The sequence below is a fragment of the Brevibacterium mcbrellneri ATCC 49030 genome, assembly GCF_000178455.1.
GTDB classification, from domain to species: Bacteria; Actinomycetota; Actinomycetes; order Actinomycetales; family Brevibacteriaceae; genus Brevibacterium; species Brevibacterium mcbrellneri.
In genome coordinates, this window is record NZ_ADNU01000039.1 from 1 (window position 1) to 19740 (window position 19740).

Genomic DNA, 19740 nt, shown 5'->3' on the forward strand with positions numbered 1-19740 from the left:
GTGGGCCCCGTGGGGATCGAACCCACGACCCACGGATTAAAAGTCCGTTGCTCTACCAACTGAGCTAGAGGCCCACGCGTTTTAAACGCTCCTATAGTGTACGGGTTTTGCCTCTCCTTGCCAAAAATCGCCAAAACTCTCGCCACACCCTCACCAAAACGTTCGCGCGGTGGCACTAGACCAGCACCACCGGGCGAACAACAGCGTGATTCGCCATCACGCAAAACCTGCCTACTTACGGGCCGTAACTTCCTTCACACGCCCACCCAGCGACATCATCAAGCTCACCAGACCGAACGTCAGCAAAATGTGGCCCAGCCCCGCGATTCCAGCTGTCATTCCGTTACTGCTTGAACCACCCACAGCCATGATGCCGTGCACCACCATCATGGTGATCGTCACCGCCATACCTGCGTTGTACGTCCAGAAGAAGGCAGAAAACGACCTAGTAGAAGAAAGGTCAAACGCTTTGTCCAACAGCAGAACAATGAGCATCGCAAAGAAACCCAACATCAACAGATGCGTGTGCAGGGTGCTCAACTGGGTGTACTGCCCCTGCTCAAACCCAACGATCTTGGTGTACTCGCGATAAAAGACCCCAGAGGCCAACCCCAGAATCAAGTACGTCAGAGCCGCGTAGTACAACTTCCGCATTTTCTTCCCCCACTCAATAGAGATAATTTCCGTTATCTCTATTCAGCCAGAAACCAGCCCCACAAACAGCGCCCAATCGGTTGAACCTGGCATCAACCTTTCGGTTGATTACGCGGTCGCGTGCGGGAACTGCTCAAAAAGTACTCGCGCTTTGTTCTCACGCGCCTCAGACATGACTTTAAAAGGTTCAAGCACCAACGACCGCTTACCCTTCTGCCCCTTACGACGCCAATAGCCCACCACCTGGCTACCGGCCACAACAGCTGACCGGAAAACACCGTTATTACCCGGCACAAGTGTTGAGTGATGTTCAGCAGGAACAATGTACGTGCGGTCCGGATACCCCAAAATCAGCTCGTCAAACGGTGGCAACAACTGCGGACGGTCCGTCACACGCCCCACCTGAGCAACCACCTCGGGAAGGCCCGGGGCACACACAAGCGCCTCCCCCGACTCATCAGTCCCCCATTCCTCCACGGACGACTCAATATCCCGCGCAGCCGCACGAATCAGCGTCAACGGGAGCTTGGTCCACCACTGGAAATCACGCAAGGTCACCGGCCCGCGCAACAACACATACCGACGCAGAAGCTCGGCCGTCGCGGCCTGCCGGTCGTCATTAAACGCAACCGCCAATTGACTGCTCTGCGGCAAACACTCACGTGACAGAACCACGCGATTCTCCACCGGACCGCCCTCGGTCAACGGCCCATAAGTAACGACCATTGTTGACAGAAAATGCTTGAGCAAGTGATACGCACATCCACCTTCCGTAGGCACACCGGCCGTCGCCCACGCCTCAAACACCTGCGCGCGCGTCGCACCCTCACGCCCCACGCACAAACGTTCTAAAACGTCTCGCGCCACAGAAAAGTGCTCATCGTCAATACCCAAACGCGGACTGTTCTTCCGCGCCTGCTTCACAGCTGGGCCTGCACACAAATCAGTCATCCACCACAAGTCCTCCGCGGAGGTCACGAAAACCGTCCCCCGCATGGGGTACCCACGCACCAACCGGCCACGAGCAAACGCTTCACGCGTCCGCTCAAGCGCCACACTCGCCTCAACACCGGACCCCGCCTGCATCACACGCAACGCAACTGAGGACAAAGCCCCCGGCAAATCCTGCCCCTGGAGGGCACCGAGCTCAGCCGCTACCGCCTCGGGACTTTCAAACGACGAACGCCCGCCCGGCACAGGGCACATGCCCTGCGCCACCAGGCGGGCGCGCACCAACGGCTTATCAACCACGGTGACTACAGCCGTACATCCGGGCGGTACGTGCGCGGAGTGTCATCACGTACCTGCGGTTCGCCATCAAACGAAGACGAACCAGAAGAAGCAGACCGTTCCACAACTTCACCTTCAATAACATCGTCATTACCGCCACGACGTTTCTTCTTGGTGGCCTTCAGCAGTTGCTTCAAGCCGCCCATGATGTCAGTGTCACGTTTTTGGGTACTCACTTTTGGCTCCAATTCAGGTTCAAAAACAGCTGGCGCGGGCCCAAACGCATGCTGGGCGTTTTCAATCACGATCTTCGCCATCTTCCGGTTAACCGCAGCTCCCACCACGGCACCAATTCCAAACGGCAGAATCCGCCCAATCAGCGACCCAGCAGACCTCCGTGCATACCGCTTAAACATCGCCTTACGCATCTGCTTGGTAAGCATGTCCACCATCTGCGTAGGAATCTGCTTGGTGATCATGGCACCCCAAGCCGCGTCACGGCGAGGCACGTCTTCACCCTGCGCTTGAGCTGCGACCTTCTTGACCATGTCTTTGCCGTCGTTCCCCAGCATGAGGCCCATAATCAGCGCATTCGCGCGAGCTGGATCCTCCACCGGCAAGTTGTGGATCTCCGCAATCGACTGGGCATACAGCGCGGAGCCTTCCAAAAACGCGCCCGTTTCAATAGCCGCGACACCTAGTGCCGCCCCTGTTCCCAGCCCCGGGATCACAGCAGTTGCACCTGTTGCGGCACCCCCACCTGTCACCAGGTTCTTGTAGTGGTCAGCCAAAATGTCGGCCATCTGAGCGGGGGTCGCGTGTGGGTGGCGGCGACGGACGCTACGAACGTAGGCCAAAACAATGGGACGTTGAACGCTCAACAGCTTGCTAATGGCCTTGGCGGCCATGGGGTTGACCGTTCCGTCCTTTTGAACGAGTTTGTCGGCGAGCTTGCCTGCACCGTGAGTGACGCGCGAGTTTGCCATTCCATTCCTTCCCGCGAATGCGTGTTCGTTAAGAAGCTTACGGATCGTTGGTGAATGTGTCCTGAACATCCAGGTCACCAATTGAGGCAACCATGACAAAACACGCGGACATTCACTTTTATTCCGCACCCGCCCAAAGCCACCCCGGCCACGTCCTACACTGGGCACGTGGGAGATTTTCACAAGCCAGTCATGCGCCCGGACCTTGACGGATACTCTGAGGCACCGGGCCCTGCCCAGAAGGCCGAAGCCGCGCACGACCTCGCCCATCTACTCATCCACGACCCGTCCGTGCCCCGCGATCAAGCCGCCACCGACCGCTTCATCGCGTTAGAGCAGGAGTTCGGGTTGGAAACGCTCGCCGAGCTGTGGAGTAGCGCCCCCGCGGTGTCACTGCCGGGCGCGTTGTATCGCCTGTACGCGTTGCACAGTTGGATTACGCGCCAGCCGGATGAGGCGTCTGGCTGGTTTTCGGCTGGCCGGTTGTCGTCCCCCGCTGAGGTCGTCGCCGGTGTCGCTGACCCGCCGGGTCCGCGTGAGGTTGAGTCCATGGCCCGGGAGATCCTCTCTGGTGCATTCCGCGGTGATTTTGCCCACGCATGTGACCGGGCCGCCGCGTTTGTTTTTGTCGCTGCCCGAGGTCGTGCCACTGAAGACGGCCCCGGCCTTGCCGAGTTCCACCGGATGGGTGAGGACCTGCGGGCGGCCGCGCGCCTGTACCGCGAGGGCGGCCTGGCATAGCGGAAGCTACACGCCCGACCAGCGCGATGCGACAGACTGAACACACAATCCCTAGAGGCTTAAAGTAGCAACACCTAGGTCTGCAGAATCCTAGCTGTCACTTTCTTCAAGCTAGACATCAAGAGGCATTTCCTACTTAGCTGGATTGTCTACTGTTTGTCATGGATTGTGAGCAGATAACCATCGGGGTCTCGCAGACTAAAAGCCTTACCGAACGGGGTTTCATTGAGAGTGGTCTCGACTCTTACCCCGCATCCCTCAAGTTCATCAAATAGCTGCTGGGAATCTGGAACGTAGATCCATAGTGCGACCCCTGTTCCTGGGTGAGGAGCAGTTGCGTCGAGGTCAACGCCTGGCAGTGGCTTTCGCACAGCGAAAGGAATGGGATGCGTGTTGAACACGATCGCGTCATCAGGATGATGTGGAGCGCGTTGTAGTCCGATCCGTTTCTCGTAGAACTGTGCCGATTTTTCTAGATCGCGAACTTGGAGTGCAACGAAGTCTGGTCCGACGGCGGTCATTGAATATCCTTTCTATGTCAATGTATTGACACTCGTAGGCTATGTCATACTGTTGACATGAAGCAACCCCAAATTGAAGAATCGCTAACCCTTTCGCCGGGGTACAAGCTAAAAGAACTCACTACCCTCCTACGGGCAGCAATGGAGGAATCACTAAGGGAGTACAAGATTACAGTTGCGCAATTTGCCTGCTTGGAGTTGCTGGGTAGACATTCCCACCTGTCTAACTCGGAACTGGCGAGGGGAGCCTTCGTGAGCCGACAAGCAATGAACAAAGTTCTTAAAGGCCTCGAAGAAAAGGAGCTTGTTTCCCGACCTCAACAAGCAGAGTCCGGGAGGGTCCGGAGAGTTCAACTAACCCAACGAGGAGCCGATCTGCTAGCTCAGACTAGGGAAGGGATTTTTCATGTAGAAAAAGCCATGGTTCACGGGCTTAGCATCGAAGAGCGAGCACAGCTATCAGAGTTAATCGCCCGTTGTTCTGGCAATCTGCAGAAATCTTTGAACCCTCACTCTTAAAGATGTTTCTTCAACATCGACCACGGTAATCCGTTCTCACTCTCAGCGAGCTACGCGTAACCGGAGTAGAGACCGAAAGCGGAGCAGCCCAAGCCCCCGCCCCACCAAAACCACTCCCCCGCCCCACGTTCGTTACAATGGTCGCGGATGCCGATCCGCTGAAGCCCCGGGCTCCAACATTTGCCGCTACGAGCGGCCTTCCGCCGAGAGGCGCTCTCGGATCGGCATCCGTCATATCGGTTTGAACCAGAGGTCGCTATGAGTCTTCGTCGTTTATCAAATGATGATGCTATTTACGAACTGCTACACAAGATAGCGGTCACGGTACGCGACGGAAATCTGGTGCTGGCTGAGCTTTCGGGCATCCCTGTGGGTAAGCGTCGCGAGGCCTTAAGCCGGATTCATGAAATCACTCAGGCGGCAGACGACCACGCCGGCGCCATCAAACGCCAGCTCCGCGAAAACTACCTCACACGCTTTGACCGGCGCCTCATTTATCGCCTGTCTGAAGCAATGCGTGACGTTGTTCACCGGCAGGACGCGGTTGGTTTCGCTATGACGTCTTCGGCTTTCGACGAACTGCCCGTGGGCGTGCTTGAAATGCTGGCCCTGCTGTCCAACCAGGCTGACAACACATTGCGCATGACCCAACGCCTGCGTGCCAAACCCGATCAGTGGGAATACGTCGACACCATCGAAACACTGCACCTGCGAGCGGTCACCCTGCAACAGCAGGTGACGGACGTTGTACCGGGCGCGCGCATGGGTCTGACGTTCTTGGCCGCCGCCACTTCGCTAGGCGCGGCGTTTATTCGCGCCTCCGACGGCTATCAGTCCGTCGCTGCGGTGGTCGCAGAAATCGCATTGGACGAATCTTGACGGCTCCCATGAGCACACCCAGCCTGTCAAACCCGTCCGCAAGTGAGGCCCCGTGGAACTAGCAACTCTGTGTGTTCTGCTCTTGGGCCTCGCGTTCGCATTCTTTAACGGTTTTCACGACGCCGGTATCACGGTGGGCAATATCGTGGCCACGCACGGTTTGAGCCCACGGGTCGCGCTCACCCTGGCCACGGGTTTTAACTTTGTTGGCGCGCTTTTGGGGCAGGGAATCGCCACGGTGGTTGCCACCGAGGTTGCGAGTTTCCCTCATTCCAGCAACCAGCTTTTAGCGGTGTTAGGTGGCGGAATTGCGGGCGCACTGTTAGTGAACGTGGTGACGTATTTCATGGCCGTTCCGATCGCGTCCACGCACGTTCTGATGGGTGGTTTGGTTGGCGCGTGGCTGGTGGTCGGGTGGGAAGACCGGCCATCGATCATGTTCGACGAAACCATTATTTCGATCTTCATCATGCCGTTCGTGGCATTTTTCGCTTCGATCGTGCTCACGCGCGTGGTCTTCCGCGTGGTAGCGAGTTATCCGCCCAAGCCTCTGTTTAAGCGTTGCCGTCAGGTCAACAGTGTCATGGTGGCTGGCTTGTCGTTGGCTCACGGGTCGCAGGATGCTCAGAAAATTGGCGCTGTTATGGGGCTTGTGTGGGTGTCGGGTGTGCATCCCGGCGCCGAGGTCGTTATGGACGGCCGTCCGTGGACCCTTATCGTGTTGACGGCTGTGGCTTTGGCTGCGGGCACGTGGTTTTCTGGTTGGCGGGTAGCTCGCACGGTCTCGGTTTCAATGGTGCGACTGGACCCGGTCACCTCGGTCATTTCGAACACCACTTCTGCGGTTTTTCTGAGTTTGGCGGCGTTTGTTTTCCGCTTGCCAGCGTCGATGAGTTTTGTGGTCGTCGCTTCTAACTTAGGGACTGCCCGGAGACGCCAGGATATTCGTCTTCGCCCGTTGATGAAGGTTGTAGCGGCTTGGATTTTGGGTATTCCCGCGACGTCCTGTGTTGCAGCGTTGTTCACGCTGCCGCTTCTCATGCTGACGTAGTTCAGTAACCCATGTAGCGCCCTGGCCGGTGGTTAAACGCCAGGACCAGGTTGAGGATGACAGCGCCGCCGGCTGAAAGTAAAACGATGTACCAGGGCGTGACAAAGAGCGACGCCAAGACAATGAGAACGTCAAAGGACATTTGGAAGTAGCCGGCGCTGATGCCTGCACGTTCTTGCACGATGAGCGCCAAGATGTTGACACCACCCAAGCTGGCTTTGTGCCTAAACAGGATCAACAGCCCCACTCCTGCCAGAAGGTTTCCGCAGATGACACCGTAAACGGGGTGGACGTGCACGTTCATCATCAACAGGTGGAAGTCGGTAAGGACGCCCACGGCCACGACGCACAGGATGGTGCGGATTGTGAAGCTCCACCCCTTTTTCCAAATGGCCAAGATAAAGAAAGGAACGTTGACCAGCGGAAAAAGCCAGGCGACAGGAAGCGGAACAAGGTAGCTGACAAGGAGGGACAACCCTGCTGTCCCGCCTGTCACGGCACCCGCGGTTTTCAAGAAGAAAAGACCCAAGGATGCAACGAAGCACCCCGTGATGAGACCCATGAGGTCTTCTGCCCACGAGTGTTTGAGATTGAGTTTTTCGGCTTCTTTTTGTACCGCTGATTCTGCCACCGTTACCTCCGCGAACGATCTTCTCACACAGTGAGCGCACAGCTAAAAGAAAACGAGAAAGCTTCGCTAACCGCAAGGGAACTGGGCGTTCAACGTATAAAGTGGACTCATGCGTATTGCACTGTTTGCCACGTGTATTGTCGACGCGATGTACCCCGAAGTCGCGCGCGACACCGTCGAAATTTTGGAGCGTTTGGGCCACACTGTGACGTTCCCTCAGGGGCAGGCGTGTTGTGGTCAAATGCATATCAACTCGGGAAAATTTGACCAGGCCGCACCCGTTGTACGCAATCACGTCAACGCTTTTGAGGACGCGAATTTTGACTACGCAGTAGCTCCATCAGGTTCATGCGTTGCGTCTTTGTCTCACCAGCACGGCATGATCGCACAGCACATTGGGGACCACGATCTTGAGGAGCGCGCCGCTCAGGTTGCCTCCCGCACGTTTGAGCTGGCCCAGTTTTTGACCGATGTCGCCAAGATCGACAACGCAGCCGAACAGCTGGGAAGCTACTTCCCCCACACTGTCGCATACCACCCGTCGTGTCACGGGATGCGTCTTTTGCGACTGGGCGACCGTCAGAAGAAGCTCCTGGAAACAGTTGAGGGCACCACCGTCATTTCGCCAGCTCATGAAGATACGTGCTGTGGTTTTGGTGGAACTTTTTCAGTGAAGAATCCTCAAGTCAGTTCTGCGATGCTCAGCGACAAGGTCGATGCGCTCATCAACACTGGCGCTGACGTGTGTACCGGCGGTGACGCCAGTTGCCTCATGCACATCGGCGGTGGCCTATCCCGTACGCGTGAACTGAAACCGCAAGATACGCACATTCCGCCTACTGTTCACTTGGCTCGTATTTTGGCATCCACAAAAGAACGGCCCCTCACTCTGACGGGAGGATCAGTCCGATGACCACGTTTTTGGGAATTCCGCGCCGTCGAACCACCAACCCGCGACTAGCGCGAGCCGTCCCCGGCACGGGGAACATTGTGGAGGAAACTCCGTTCCCCACGCTGGCCGAACACGAAATGAACAACGTCCAGCTTCGGTCGAACCTGTCCAAGGCCACCACCACGATCCGCACCAAGCGGGCTCAGCGGGTCGCAGAAATGCCTCACTGGGAGGACCTGCGAACTACTGGTCATGACGTTAAAGCGTATGTCATGGAGCACCTGCCGGAACTGCTCGTGCAGTTTGAGGAAGCGGTGAAACAGCGTGGCGGTCACGTCCACTGGGCAGCTGACGCAGGCGAAGCCAACGCCATTGTTGAAAAACTTGCCCGCGAACATGCCCCTGTGCTTCCGTCTGGCAGGCGTGAAGTCATCAAGGTGAAATCCATGGCCACGCAAGAAATCGGGCTGAACGAACACCTTGAGGCCCGTGGCATTGACGCGATTGAAACTGACCTCGCAGAACTGATTGTGCAGTTGGGCAATGACCGCCCCAGCCACATCCTGGTTCCAGCCATTCACCGCAACCGCAACGAGATCCGCGACATTTTTATTCGCGGCATGGAGTCAGCAGACGAAAGCCTGACCAGCGACCCCACTGATCTCACTCGCGCAGCACGCGTCCACCTGCGAAAGAAGTTCCTCAGCACCAAGGTCGCAGTTTCCGGGGCCAACTTTGGTATCGCGGAAACAGGAACACTGTCGATCATCGAATCCGAAGGCAACGGTCGCATGTGCGTGACCTTGCCCGAAACTCTCATTTCTGTCATGGGAATCGAGAAGATCCTGCCTCGCTTTTCTGACCTGGGAACCTTTATGCAGCTCCTCCCCCGGTCCTCTACCGGCGAGCGCATGAACCCGTACTCCTCATTGTGGACAGGTGTCACGGAAGGTGACGGGCCACAAAACTTCCACGTGGTGCTCCTAGACAATGGTCGCACCCGGGCGTTAGCCGATGAGCACGGCAGACAGGCACTGCACTGCATTCGCTGTTCAGCGTGCATGAACGTGTGCCCTGTGTATGAACGTACGGGTGGCCACGCATACGGATCGGTGTACCCCGGCCCCATTGGCGCGATCTTGTCCCCATTGCTCACTGGCGTAGAAGAAGGCGAAAACGGTTCCCTGCCTTATGCGTCCAGTCTGTGTGGCGCGTGCTATGACGCGTGCCCAGTCAAGATCAACATCCCTGAAATGCTTGTTCGTTTGCGCGCACAGGATTCTGAAAAGAACTCCTCACCGTCCCAGCTCAACGCGGCTCTGAAAGTCGCGTCCTGGGTCATGTCTGACGGCCGTCGCATGAGTGCGGCCGAATCAGCGCTTCCACTCGCTGCACTTTTGGGCCGTGACGGCTTTAAGTCCCTCCCCGGAATCGCAGGAAAATGGACACACACCCGCACTATCCCCGCCCCTCCACGCGAATCGTTCCGTTCATGGTGGCGCAAAAACCGAGGTGACGCATGAGTCGCGATCTTATTCTCAACCGCATTTACGACGCCCTGGGCCGCTCGCCACAGGTAGCACCCCCGGCTTCTCCCACACTCCCACCAGCGGTCCCTACAGACCCGCTGAAAGCCCAGACGACCTCGGCGCTTGTGGACCTTCTCACTGACCGCCTGGTGGACTACAACGCCACCGTCACGCACGCCACCTCGGACACGGTTGGCAAGGAGGTGGCAGAGCTTTTAGGGGACGCGCACAGCGTTGTGATCCCGCACGACCTCCCGTCAGACTGGACGGCCGCCTCACAGGCGCAGTTTCACGTGGATTCGGCAGACGAGCCACTCAGCGTGGACCAGTTGGACACGGTTGATGCAGTTGTCACTGGCTCAACAGTTTCGATTGCAGACACCGGCACGATCTGCCTAGCTGGGGCCACTACTGGACGCCGGGCAATCACGCTGGTTCCGGATCACCACGTGGTCGTTGTCAGACTGTCCGACGTTGTCGAAAGCGTGCCCCAGGCAGTCGAAACCTTGATTGAGCGCGAACTCGACACGGCAGTGCAGACGTGGGTTTCCGGCCCCTCAGCAACCGTGGACATTGAGCTGGAACGCGTCAAAGGTGTGCACGGTCCACGCACACTCAATGTTGTGCTCCTCGAAGACTGACGGAACCTACTTGGAAAAAATTTCATAACGACCACAAAATGTGAGCCAGAGCACTGTATGCTTTTTTGCATTGTGATCTAGAACATAGATACAACAATGCGCGGTGTTCAGTTGAACGCAGCGCCCCACTTCAGGAGGACCTGTGAAACGCTTCTTTTCCACGATCGCTGTTGTTGCGTCGTCCGCTCTGGCCCTGGCCGCGTGCTCCGGCGGTGGTGGCGGTGGCACCACTGAAAGCGGAGTCGACCTTGTTAAAGACGGCAAGCTGACTCTGTGTTCGGACATCCCGTACGAACCATTTGAGTACGTCAACGACCAGAACGAAACCGTTGGGTTCGACATCGACTTGTCGAAGAAGCTTGCTGAGCGCCTGGGCGTGGAACTGGACGTGAAGACCACACCGTTTGAAGGCATCCAGTCAGGTTCGTCGCTGGACACAGGCCAGTGCGACATCGCGCTTTCCGGAATGGCTATCACAGATGAGCGGAAGTCCAAAATGGACTTCTCCATGATGTACCTCAAGGACAACCTGGCTCTCATGGCAGCCAAGGACTCCGGTTACAAGTCAATCGACGATGTCAAGGACAAGAAGGTCGGCGCCCAGGCAGCTACCACCGGTGAAAAGTACGCGAAGGAAAAGGGCATCTCCCCCACCCAGTTTGAAACCGGCGGTCTGCTCACACAGGCAATGCAGACTCGCAAGATCGACGCTGCGATCGCCAACGTCTCCACCATCTACGCTGCTACACAGGCTGACGACTCACTCACCCTGGTTCAGGACTTCGAAACTGGTGAAGTTGTTGGAGCTGCCGTGAAGAAGGGCAATTCCAAACTGCTCGACGAGTTCAACGGAATGCTTGAAGGCATGTTCGAAGACGGTTCATACGACAAGCTGGTCGACGAATGGTTTGGCCCGGTCGCCGATGCCGCTCGCGTTGACCAAGAAGAAGCCAAAGCAAGCAAATAAACACTAGACATGCGACCGCGTCACAGAACTGTGGCGCGGTCGCACTGAGTGCGGTCGCAACCGCCCGGGCAACACCCCCAACTTTCAGGAGCTTCTATGGCCCTCACAATGCAACAGCGCGCCAAGATGTCACTGGGAATCCAGTACGGCATCCTCGTCGTGGTCGTGCTCGCCCTTGCAATCTTTATCGACTGGGGAAACATTGTTGACAAGTTCTTCAACCCCAAAATCATCGCGCAACAGTTCCCCCTCGTTATCACGACAGCGCTGAAGAACACCATCATCTATACAGCGCTCGGGTTCGTCTTCGCGATGCTCCTGGGGAACATCCTGGCGCTCATGAAGATTTCCTCGGTAGCACCGTACCGGTGGATTGCCACCGCTTACATTGAGTTCTTCCGAGGTGTTCCTGCCCTTCTGGTGTTCATCGCTTTTGGCTTCGGTATCCCCGCCGCATTCTCGATCAACCTCAACACATATGTCACGGTGATGTTGGCCTTGGGAATTGTGGAGTCGGCCTACATTGCTGAAACTCTGCGTGCTGGCCTGCAGGCGGTTCCTAAGGGCCAGTACGAGGCAGCCCGTTCGCTGGGCATGAGCCACTCACGGGCCATGTTCACGATCGTGGTTCCGCAGGCCATGCGCATTATCCTGCCTCCGCTGACTAACGAAATCATCATCATGACCAAGGACTCGTCCCTGATTTACCTGTTGGGCTTGTCCGCCGTTCAGTTCGAACTTGCCCTGTTCGGTAAGAACGCTATTGCGGCCCCATCAGCCGGTTTGACCCCGCTGGTCGTTGCAGGTGCTTGCTACCTGGTGATCACACTCCCACTGGGATGGCTTGCACGGAAGTTCGAATCACGCCAGGCAAAGGAGAGGAAAGCATGACTCCCGCAGACTCCACAGCCCCTAACACCTCGGGCAACAACGCCTCACACAACCCTGACAACTCAGGCAGCACCGTCGCCACTGACGTTGCTGACACCAAGCACGTCAAGGGCGTCAAAATCACTGACCTCCACAAGAGCTACGGCAACGTTGAGGTCCTCAAGGGCATCAACCTTGAAGTCAAGCCCGGCGAGGTTGTGTGCCTGATCGGCCCGTCAGGATCCGGTAAGTCCACCCTGTTGCGCTGTATCAACGTGTTGGAAACGTCGAATTCGGGGACCATCGAAGTGGCCGGTTTTGTTGCCACCGACCCGGAAACTGATCTCAACAAGATGCGTCGCCACGTGGGCATGGTGTTCCAGGGCTTCAACCTCTTCCCGCAGATGACAGCACTTGAAAACTGTGTGGTTGGACAGGTGAAAGTGCTCAAACGTGACCAGGCAAAGGCCAAAGAAGTCGCCATGCGCAACCTCAAGCACGTGCGCCTGGACCACTTGGCAGACCGTCACCCCGACCAGCTTTCTGGCGGTCAGCAACAGCGCGTGGCGATTGCCAGGTCCCTTTCCATGGACCCTGACCTCATCCTCTTTGACGAACCCACCTCGGCGCTGGACCCAGAAACCGTGGGTGGCGTTTTGCGAGTGATGCGCGAACTCGCCGCGGCAGGCATGACCATGGTTGTGGTCACGCACGAAATGGAGTTTGCGCGCGAGGTCGCTGACAAGGTGGTCTTCATGGATGGCGGGGTTGTGGTTGAGCAAGGGCCCCCGTCCGAGGTGTTGTCCAACCCCCAGCACGAACGCACCAAGTCGTTCTTGGCTCGCGTGTCCGACCACGGGGAAATCGACACGGACTAGGCAGATTACTGGTGTGGCCGTGTGGCCCTCGCCCCATATGGGTGGGGGCCACACGGTTTCTTGTGCGGAAGTATGGTTTGTTTGTCAGCGCTGTAGCTAGGAGGACTCTTATGGTTGATTCGACTGCGCCCCGCCTCTCACCAATCTCCCTCCTGCTCATTGGTGCGTTCACCGGTTTGATGTCCGGTCTCTTTGGGGTGGGCGGCGGTTTCATTATTGTGCCTCTGTTGCTGTTACTGGGCATGAAGCAAAAACTGGCGGCAGGGACCTCGGTCACCGCGATTCTTCCCACCGCAATCGTTGGCGCTATTGGGTATATGACGCTGGGGCAGGTTGACTGGCTGGCAGCGATTTTGCTGGCTACGGGCATGATTGTGGGAACCCAAGTAGGTGGGCGACTCCTGCAGATCTTGCCTGAGTCTGTTCTGTTCTGGATGTTCCTCGTAGCGCTTCTTCTCATCATTCCGAGCTTGTTCTTAGTCGTTCCCTCACGTGATGCGCACATCGACATCACGGTTGTTGTAGGGATTCTCCTGGTCATCACCGGAGTGATCGTGGGGATCCTTTCGGCCCTTTTGGGCGTGGGTGGCGGTATCGTCATGGTGCCCGTACTCGTGTTGCTATTTGGGGCCAATGACCTTGTGGCTAAAGGAACGTCCTTGCTCATGATGATCCCTGGTTCAATTTCTGCCACGACCGTGAACTATCGGAACAAGAACGTGGACCTGAAGGCCGCCGCGATTGTGGGAATCACCGCCTCGGTGGTGTCGCCGCTGGGCATTTGGTTGGCTGAGTTCATTACGCCCAAACAGTCGAACTACGCGTTTTCACTGTTGCTGATCTTCACCGCGGTCCAGCTGATCGCACGGAGGTATCCGCACTGGGTGCGGTTTGGGAAAAAAGAAAAATAGGCCCGCGTCTGTCAATCGCGGTCGAAGGTTTCAAAGCGTAGGCTAGGTTTTGACCAACTTGCAATGACGCCAGAGGTGAAAAATGAAGCTTGATGCCCTGATCACGAACGCATCCGTGAAGACCCTGGACCCGCGCCACCCGCAAGCTACAACGGTTGGGATTTACGACGGCAAGATTGTGGGTCTCGATGACGAGGTTGCAGGCTTGGACGCCCACGAAACCATTGATGCGCAGGGCGTGTGTGTCACTCCCGGGTTCAACGACGTTCATTGTCACACCACGTGGTACGGCCTAACACTTGCCAGCCTGGACGTCGAAAAGCTGGGCAGCATGGACGAACTCTACGCACAGGTCGAACAAGCCGCGAAGAACACACCAGAAGGCGAATGGATTAACGCGACCGGGTTCGCGCAGCAGGACTACAACGACGAATACCCCAGCCTTGAGGTGCTGGACCGCATCACGCACGGGCGTCCGCTTTTCATGCGCAAAGTTTCAGGTCACGCAGCAATCGCCAACACGCGCGCACTCGAAATGGCTGGGATTTTGGACCCAGACTTCCGGGTGCCTGCAGGTGGAAAGGTGGTTCGTGACGCCGACGGCAACCCCACTGGTTTGGTGGAAGAAACAGCTCAGTCGCTCATCCAAGACCTGATCCGCCCGTACAGTCAAGACGCAATCGTTGAAGCCTTGGACCTGGCCACCGCACAGTACGCAAAAGAAGGCATCACCAGCTTTGGTGAAGCCGGTATCGCGGCCGGGTGGATCGGACACTCTCCCGTTGAAGTCACCGCATACATGCGCGCCCGCCGTGAAGGAAAACTGCGTGCCCGTGCTCAGCTCATGCCCATGATCGAGGCACTACACACCATCAAGGCTCACCCGGCCGATAACTACGGTGTTGGGCTGGACCTTGGCGTGGTCACCGGCTTTGGTGACGACTGGATTAACATTGGCCCCACCAAAGTGTTCATGGACGGTGCGATGAGTGGTGAGACCGCGGCACTGACCAAGAATTACCACGGCAAAGACCACCCTGGTTATCTGCAAGAAGACCCCGAGGTGTTACGCCAGCAGATCCTCACCGCGTACCAATCCGGGTGGTCGCTGGCCGTCCACGCGATTGGCGACTTGGCCTGCAATGAAGCCACCCGCTTCATCACCGAGGCCGTTGACAGATTTGGGGCTCCCGCCTCGGGCATTCCCAACCGGATCGAGCACGCCGGCATGGTTGCCGACGAACTCATCCCCACTCTTGCGAAATACAACATCGCGGTCACCCCGCAGGCGGCGTTCGCAGACGCGATCGGAGACTCGATGAACGTGTCGCTGGGTGACGAGCGCGTGCGTTTGCTCTACCGCGCCAAGTCCTTCCTTGACGCCGGTGTTCGTGTGCCAGGTACTTCAGACCGGCCATGTGCAGATGGAAACGTGATGCGTGGTATCCAAGCGTTTGTTGACCGTCGCACCAGATCAGGTGGCGTGTTTGGGTCTGCAGACGAATGCATCACGCCGCAGCAGGCGCTTGAAGCGTACACCTCGGTGGCGGCGGAAGCTTCTGGGCACGGGGCCATCAAGGGCACGGTCACGCCAGGCAAGCTCGCCGACCTGGTGTTCTTAGAGGCTGACCCCACTGCCGTTGACCCCACCACTATTGCGCAGATTCCGGTGCGCGCCACCATGGTGGGTGGTAAGTTCACGCACCGGGAACTCTAGACCATGACTGGCCACTACCGCCCGCTACCTTCACCGTTCGTCCCTGACCCGCTCGCCCGTATTACGCGCACTACCCACGCAAAGGAGCCCACTATGGATCAGCAGTTTCTTGATGACTTCGACACCATGTCGTCATTTGGTCAAACCCCTGCCGGAGGTGTGGACCGTGAAGCGATGACAGGCCCTGACGTTGAACAGCGCAACTGGCTGGGCGCGTGGATGCGTGAACGTGGTTTTACCGTGACCACCGACCGTATTGGCAACCAGTTTGGGCTGGTCGAATGGACTCCGGGCGCACCCTATGTCCTGGTAGGTTCACACATGGACTCGCAGCCCTTGGGAGGGAAGTTCGACGGCGCGTACGGGGTTTTGGCAGGTGCTCACGCCGTGTGGCGGATCCAGCAGGAAGTTGAGAAGAGCGGACGCATACCAAAGTTCAACCTGGGCGTTGTCAACTGGTTTAACGAAGAAGGCTCGCGGTTCCAGCCCTCCATGATGGGGTCCTCGGTTTTCACCGGAAAGATGGATGCTGACACCGCGTTGAAGGTTACCGACAGCGCAGGCGTTTCCGTCCATGAGGCGCTTGAGGCCGGCGGGTACTTGGGTAGCGGCGAAGGTCCCACACCTGCCGCTTACGCAGAAATCCACATTGAACAGGGCCGTATCCTCGACGAAGAAGGCATCAACATTGGCTTGGTTGACGCCACGTGGGCTGCGCAGAAGTACCACTTCATTGTGCACGGCGAACAGGCTCACACTGGCTCAACGGTCATTGCTGACCGGCAGGACGCGCTCTTGGGTGCCGCACACCTGGTGGTGACCGCGCGCGAAATCGCTGACGAGTTCGGCATCCACACGTCTGTGGGGCAGCTCAACGTGCTTCCCAACTCCCCCGTTGTGGTGCCCCGTGAGGTCCGGTTGCACATGGACATGCGCTCGCCTGACTCCGATCTTGTGAAGCGTGCTGACGAAAAACTGCACCAGAAGATCACGCAGATCGAAGGGCTTGCGCACGTCAAGATCGAGAAGGACACCGCGCATTCGTGGGATCTGTTGCCGTATGACGAACGCGGGGTGGAATTGGCCCGAGGTGTCGCAGAGGAAATGGGCTTGAGTCACCGTAACATCATGACGGTTGCCGGCCACGACTCCACAAACATGAAAGACACGGTGCCCACCGTGATGCTGTTCGTGCCCAGTGTTGACGGGATCAGCCACAACGAAGGTGAGTACACAAAACCAGAGGACATGGTCGCCGGTGTCACCATGCTCACCGGAGTTTTGGACAAGCTCATTGAAGGCGCGTTGGGCACGCCTTCCCTTTAGAACCGCGCGTTCGTGATGACGTCCTCAATAACGTCGAGTCCCTGGCTGAGTTCGTCCTCACTGATGTTGAGCGGTGGAACAACATGGATGCGGTTGAAGTTAACGAACGGCAGAACGCCTCCTGCTTTGATTCCGCTCACGATCTGGTTCATCTCCGGTGATGACCCGCCATATGGCGCCAGTGGTTCGCGCGTCTCTTGGTCCTTGACCAACTCGATGGCCCAGAACATACCCGTTCCACGCACATCTCCCACGTGCGCTGAGTTCGCCATGATCTTTTCCAAACGCGGACGCACAACTTCTTCACCCATGGTGCGTGCGTGTTCCAGCATCTGTTCATCACGCATCGCGTTGATGGTGGCAACAGCGGCAGCGCATGCGAGCGGGTGCCCGGAGTATGTGAGCCCGCCCGGATATGGGCGTTCACCAAAGGTTGCGTAAATGTCGTCACTCATAGCCACACCGCCCAGTGGCACATACCCGGAGTTCACACCCTTAGCGAAGGTCACAAGGTCTGGCGTGATGTCGTAACGGTTGAACGCAAACCATTCGCCTGCACGCCCGAACCCGGCCATCACCTCGTCAGCGATGTACATGATGTCAAACTCATCGCACAGCGCACGCACACCCTGCATGTACTCAACAGATGGGAGCATGATGCCGGCAGTACCTGGAATGGATTCCAGGATGATCGCGGCAATCGTCGACGGCCCTTCCAGCTCAATTGTGCGACGCAGATGCTGGAGAGCCCGCTGTGTTTCTTCTTCTTCGGTCTGAGCATGAAATTCGGAGCGGTACCGGAACGGCCCAAAGAAGTGAACGACACCTTGGGCAGGCGCGTCGTTCGGAACACGCCTGGGGTCACCGGTGACGTTGATCGCAAGGTTCGTGCCACCGTGGTAGCTGCGATACCGCGACAGCACTTTGTGCTTGCCCGTGTGCAACCGGGCCATGCGGATCGCGTGTTCATTGGCGTCCGCACCTCCGTTGGTGAAAAACACATGGTTGAGCGATTCCGGGAGCAATTCAGCGATCAACCGTGCCGCTTCTGAACGGGCAGCGTTGACGTGCGCGGGGTTAATCGTAGTGAGCAGGTCTGCTTGATCCTTGATCGCCTGAACCACAGCAGGGTGTTGGTGACCAATATTCGTGTTGACCAGTTGGGAAGAAAAGTCCAGAAAAGAGTTGCCTTCCCCGTCCCACACGCGCGATCCGGCAGCGCGTGAAATCACCATGGGCGTGAGGGTCTGCTGAGCTGACCAACTGTGGAAAACATGCGCGCGATCCAGTTCATATGCACGTGCCGATTCCTCTTTTAACGCCGTGAGTTCTTCATCGTTGAAGTTCATGGGGCTTCCTTTCATCCTTTGAGCCTATTAACAGGATTGGAGCCAGGTTACGGCAGAGTTGTCACGCACCTCGGCCGTGCCCACACTGTGACCACAGTGTGAGAAACTGGCACGTATGGACTTCGACGCTGACCTGTTAGACGGTTTCCCCGTCACGTCATACACCACGGTGAAAGGTGATGCGACGGCCGAAATCGAGATCAAGAAGTCACGCTTCATTGGTCGTGTGGCGCACATCGAGAACGAGCAGGCCGCCCGCGAGGTGATTGAGCAAGAAAGGTCGAAGCACCCTAAGGCCCGGCACTGGTGTACGGCGTTTGTTCTGGATCCGGATGCGCGCACGCAACGGTGCAATGACGACGGGGAGCCCTCGGGTACGGCGGGCATTCCCATGCTCGACGTGCTCACTGGCAACCAGCTCACCTACGTGGTTGCGGTAGTGACCAGGTATTTCGGTGGCACACTGCTGGGAGCGGGAGGTTTGGTGCGCGCGTACGGGGCGGCGACCTCGGCGGCGTTGGAGGGTCTCACCCGGGTGACCCGCCAGTTGGTCGTGCCGGTCACGGTGAGCTTGGATTACGCCCGGGCCGAGGTGGCAAAGACCAAGTGCGAACAGCACGGCTGGGCAGTGATTGACGCGCAATATGCGCAAGCGGTGACGCTGACGTTTGGGGTGGCACCTGCCGAGGTTGAGGAAATGGCTGCGGTATTAGCCGATCTTTCAGCTGGTCAGGCGCATGCCATGGCACGCGAACCGAGGTACGCGTGAACGGGGATTCTTGGCTGCGTAGGTGGTTAGTCGTGGGTGGTTAGTCGAGGGCTGCGATCCGGTCGACGCGAGCGTCGGTGATCATGATGAGGTCGGCGGGGCGGATTTCAATTTCCAAACCACGCTTACCTGCGGACACGAAAATTGTTTCGTGATCGTTGGCCGAATGGTCAATCACCACTGGGCACGAATTGCGTTGCCCGAACGGGCTGATACCGCCGGTGGGGTATCCGGTGCGTCGCTCACTGGTCGCGATTCCGGCCAGTTGCGCCTTTTTACCTCCGGTGGCCTGCGCCAGAAGTTTCAGATCCAGCTGACCTGAAACGGGGACTAGGGCTGAAAATGGTTCACCATCGACCATGATGATGAGGGTTTTGAAAACGCGCCCGGAGTCCACACCCAGTTTCTGTGCCGCTTCGGTTCCATAGCGTCGCACATGTGGGTCGTGTTCAAATTCGTGCACTTGGTACTCAACTCCAGCGAGGTTGAGAACCCGAAGTGCTGGAGTGGCGGTCGTGTGCGATCGAGATGCAATCGACATGTGCGCTGGTACGCCTCCCTGCTCACCGGTTCGAACGCGAAGTTCGTGATTAAAGCTATCCAAGCAACCATAAACGAACGAGTCGGCAAGGAGCCAATTGTAAAGCCCGGATCACGTATTTTTGCAGGGTAGTCGGAC

General features: G+C 57.6%; 21 protein-coding genes and 1 tRNA gene. 14 read left to right on the forward strand and 8 right to left on the reverse strand.

Annotated elements, in window-relative coordinates; genetic code table 11:
- Position 1: 1 nt before the first annotated feature.
- The 4 genes from HMPREF0183_RS06365 to HMPREF0183_RS06380 all read right to left on the reverse strand — a co-directional run bounded on the left by HMPREF0183_RS06365 (position 2) and on the right by HMPREF0183_RS06380 (position 2870).
- Positions 2-74: transfer RNA gene (locus HMPREF0183_RS06365), tRNA-Lys, on the reverse strand.
- 157 nt (positions 75-231) lie between these two features.
- Positions 232-654: a DUF2871 domain-containing protein gene (locus HMPREF0183_RS06370; RefSeq protein WP_005884114.1), complete on the reverse strand. Its 423-nt coding sequence runs from the start codon at positions 652-654 to the stop codon at positions 232-234.
- 108 nt (positions 655-762) lie between these two features.
- Positions 763-1905 (reverse strand): winged helix DNA-binding domain-containing protein, encoded by a 1143-nt coding sequence (locus HMPREF0183_RS06375; RefSeq protein WP_005884116.1) that lies wholly within the window; start codon positions 1903-1905, stop codon positions 763-765.
- Positions 1906-1910: 5 nt separating this feature from the next.
- Positions 1911-2870: a hypothetical protein gene (locus HMPREF0183_RS06380; RefSeq protein ID WP_005884118.1), complete on the reverse strand. Its 960-nt coding sequence runs from the start codon at positions 2868-2870 to the stop codon at positions 1911-1913.
- Between the two features lie 168 nt (positions 2871-3038).
- Between HMPREF0183_RS06380 and HMPREF0183_RS06385 the strand changes: the two genes are divergently transcribed.
- Complete coding sequence (locus HMPREF0183_RS06385; RefSeq protein ID WP_156798185.1) at positions 3039-3611, forward strand: hypothetical protein; 573 nt, start codon at positions 3039-3041, stop codon at positions 3609-3611.
- Positions 3612-3760: 149 nt separating this feature from the next.
- On the opposite strand, the gene HMPREF0183_RS06390 is transcribed toward HMPREF0183_RS06385, so the two are convergent.
- The gene (locus tag HMPREF0183_RS06390; protein WP_005884122.1) at positions 3761-4132 is read right to left on the reverse strand and encodes a VOC family protein; all 372 of its coding nucleotides are present in this window, start codon (positions 4130-4132) and stop codon (positions 3761-3763) included.
- Between the two features lie 141 nt (positions 4133-4273).
- On the opposite strand from HMPREF0183_RS06390, the gene HMPREF0183_RS13505 reads away from it, so the two are divergent.
- The 3 genes from HMPREF0183_RS13505 to HMPREF0183_RS06405 all read left to right on the forward strand — a co-directional run bounded on the left by HMPREF0183_RS13505 (position 4274) and on the right by HMPREF0183_RS06405 (position 6581).
- On the forward strand, positions 4274-4651 hold the full coding sequence (locus HMPREF0183_RS13505; RefSeq protein ID WP_425358125.1) for a MarR family transcriptional regulator: 378 nt from the start codon (positions 4274-4276) through the stop codon (positions 4649-4651).
- Between the two features lie 258 nt (positions 4652-4909).
- Positions 4910-5530 (forward strand): hypothetical protein, encoded by a 621-nt coding sequence (locus HMPREF0183_RS06400; protein WP_005884126.1) that lies wholly within the window; start codon positions 4910-4912, stop codon positions 5528-5530.
- 52 nt (positions 5531-5582) lie between these two features.
- A complete protein-coding gene (locus HMPREF0183_RS06405; protein WP_005884129.1) occupies positions 5583-6581 on the forward strand; it encodes an inorganic phosphate transporter in 999 nt (332 codons plus the stop codon).
- Between the two features lies 1 nt (position 6582).
- Here the strand turns inward: HMPREF0183_RS06405 and HMPREF0183_RS06410 are convergent, their stop codons facing one another.
- Positions 6583-7239, reverse strand: coding sequence for a YitT family protein (locus HMPREF0183_RS06410; RefSeq protein WP_005884130.1), 657 nt, complete (start codon positions 7237-7239; stop codon positions 6583-6585).
- Between the two features lie 82 nt (positions 7240-7321).
- Here HMPREF0183_RS06410 and HMPREF0183_RS06415 point away from each other — a divergent pair, with 82 nt between their 5' ends.
- The 9 genes from HMPREF0183_RS06415 (at position 7322) to HMPREF0183_RS06455 (ending at position 16943) form a co-directional block, all read left to right on the forward strand.
- A complete protein-coding gene (locus HMPREF0183_RS06415) occupies positions 7322-8125 on the forward strand; it encodes a (Fe-S)-binding protein (protein ID WP_005884132.1) in 804 nt (267 codons plus the stop codon).
- Entirely contained in the window at positions 8122-9627 is a 1506-nt protein-coding gene (locus HMPREF0183_RS06420; protein WP_005884134.1) for a LutB/LldF family L-lactate oxidation iron-sulfur protein, read from the forward strand. The genes HMPREF0183_RS06415 and HMPREF0183_RS06420 overlap by 4 nt, the downstream gene beginning before the upstream one ends.
- Entirely contained in the window at positions 9624-10274 is a 651-nt protein-coding gene (locus HMPREF0183_RS06425) for a LutC/YkgG family protein (RefSeq protein ID WP_005884136.1), read from the forward strand. Before HMPREF0183_RS06420 ends, HMPREF0183_RS06425 begins: the two co-directional genes overlap by 4 nt.
- Before the next feature lie 142 nt (positions 10275-10416).
- The gene (locus tag HMPREF0183_RS06430) at positions 10417-11241 is read left to right on the forward strand and encodes a transporter substrate-binding domain-containing protein (RefSeq protein WP_005884138.1); all 825 of its coding nucleotides are present in this window, start codon (positions 10417-10419) and stop codon (positions 11239-11241) included.
- A 96-nt stretch (positions 11242-11337) separates the two neighbouring features.
- Positions 11338-12132: an amino acid ABC transporter permease gene (locus tag HMPREF0183_RS06435; RefSeq protein WP_005884140.1), complete on the forward strand. Its 795-nt coding sequence runs from the start codon at positions 11338-11340 to the stop codon at positions 12130-12132.
- Positions 12129-12989: an amino acid ABC transporter ATP-binding protein gene (locus tag HMPREF0183_RS06440; protein WP_005884142.1), complete on the forward strand. Its 861-nt coding sequence runs from the start codon at positions 12129-12131 to the stop codon at positions 12987-12989. Before HMPREF0183_RS06435 ends, HMPREF0183_RS06440 begins: the two co-directional genes overlap by 4 nt.
- A gap of 62 nt (positions 12990-13051) precedes the next feature.
- The gene (locus HMPREF0183_RS06445) at positions 13052-13900 is read left to right on the forward strand and encodes a sulfite exporter TauE/SafE family protein (RefSeq protein WP_280990789.1); all 849 of its coding nucleotides are present in this window, start codon (positions 13052-13054) and stop codon (positions 13898-13900) included.
- A gap of 82 nt (positions 13901-13982) precedes the next feature.
- Positions 13983-15617 (forward strand): amidohydrolase, encoded by a 1635-nt coding sequence (locus HMPREF0183_RS06450; RefSeq protein ID WP_005884148.1) that lies wholly within the window; start codon positions 13983-13985, stop codon positions 15615-15617.
- A gap of 93 nt (positions 15618-15710) precedes the next feature.
- The gene (locus HMPREF0183_RS06455) at positions 15711-16943 is read left to right on the forward strand and encodes a M20 family metallo-hydrolase (protein ID WP_005884150.1); all 1233 of its coding nucleotides are present in this window, start codon (positions 15711-15713) and stop codon (positions 16941-16943) included.
- Here the strand turns inward: HMPREF0183_RS06455 and HMPREF0183_RS06460 are convergent.
- Positions 16940-18292 carry an aspartate aminotransferase family protein gene (locus HMPREF0183_RS06460; RefSeq protein ID WP_040348397.1) on the reverse strand — a complete coding sequence of 451 codons (1353 nt, stop codon included), beginning with the start codon at positions 18290-18292 and terminating at the stop codon, positions 16940-16942. The two genes, HMPREF0183_RS06455 and HMPREF0183_RS06460, sit on opposite strands and share 4 nt — an antisense overlap.
- Positions 18293-18407: 115 nt before the next feature.
- On the opposite strand from HMPREF0183_RS06460, the gene HMPREF0183_RS06465 reads away from it, so the two are divergent.
- The gene (locus HMPREF0183_RS06465) at positions 18408-19061 is read left to right on the forward strand and encodes a YigZ family protein (protein ID WP_005884154.1); all 654 of its coding nucleotides are present in this window, start codon (positions 18408-18410) and stop codon (positions 19059-19061) included.
- A gap of 40 nt (positions 19062-19101) precedes the next feature.
- Here HMPREF0183_RS06465 and ybaK read toward each other — a convergent pair whose 3' ends face one another.
- A complete protein-coding gene (gene ybaK, locus HMPREF0183_RS06470; protein ID WP_005884156.1) occupies positions 19102-19602 on the reverse strand; it encodes a Cys-tRNA(Pro) deacylase in 501 nt (166 codons plus the stop codon).
- Positions 19603-19740 lie beyond the last annotated feature (138 nt).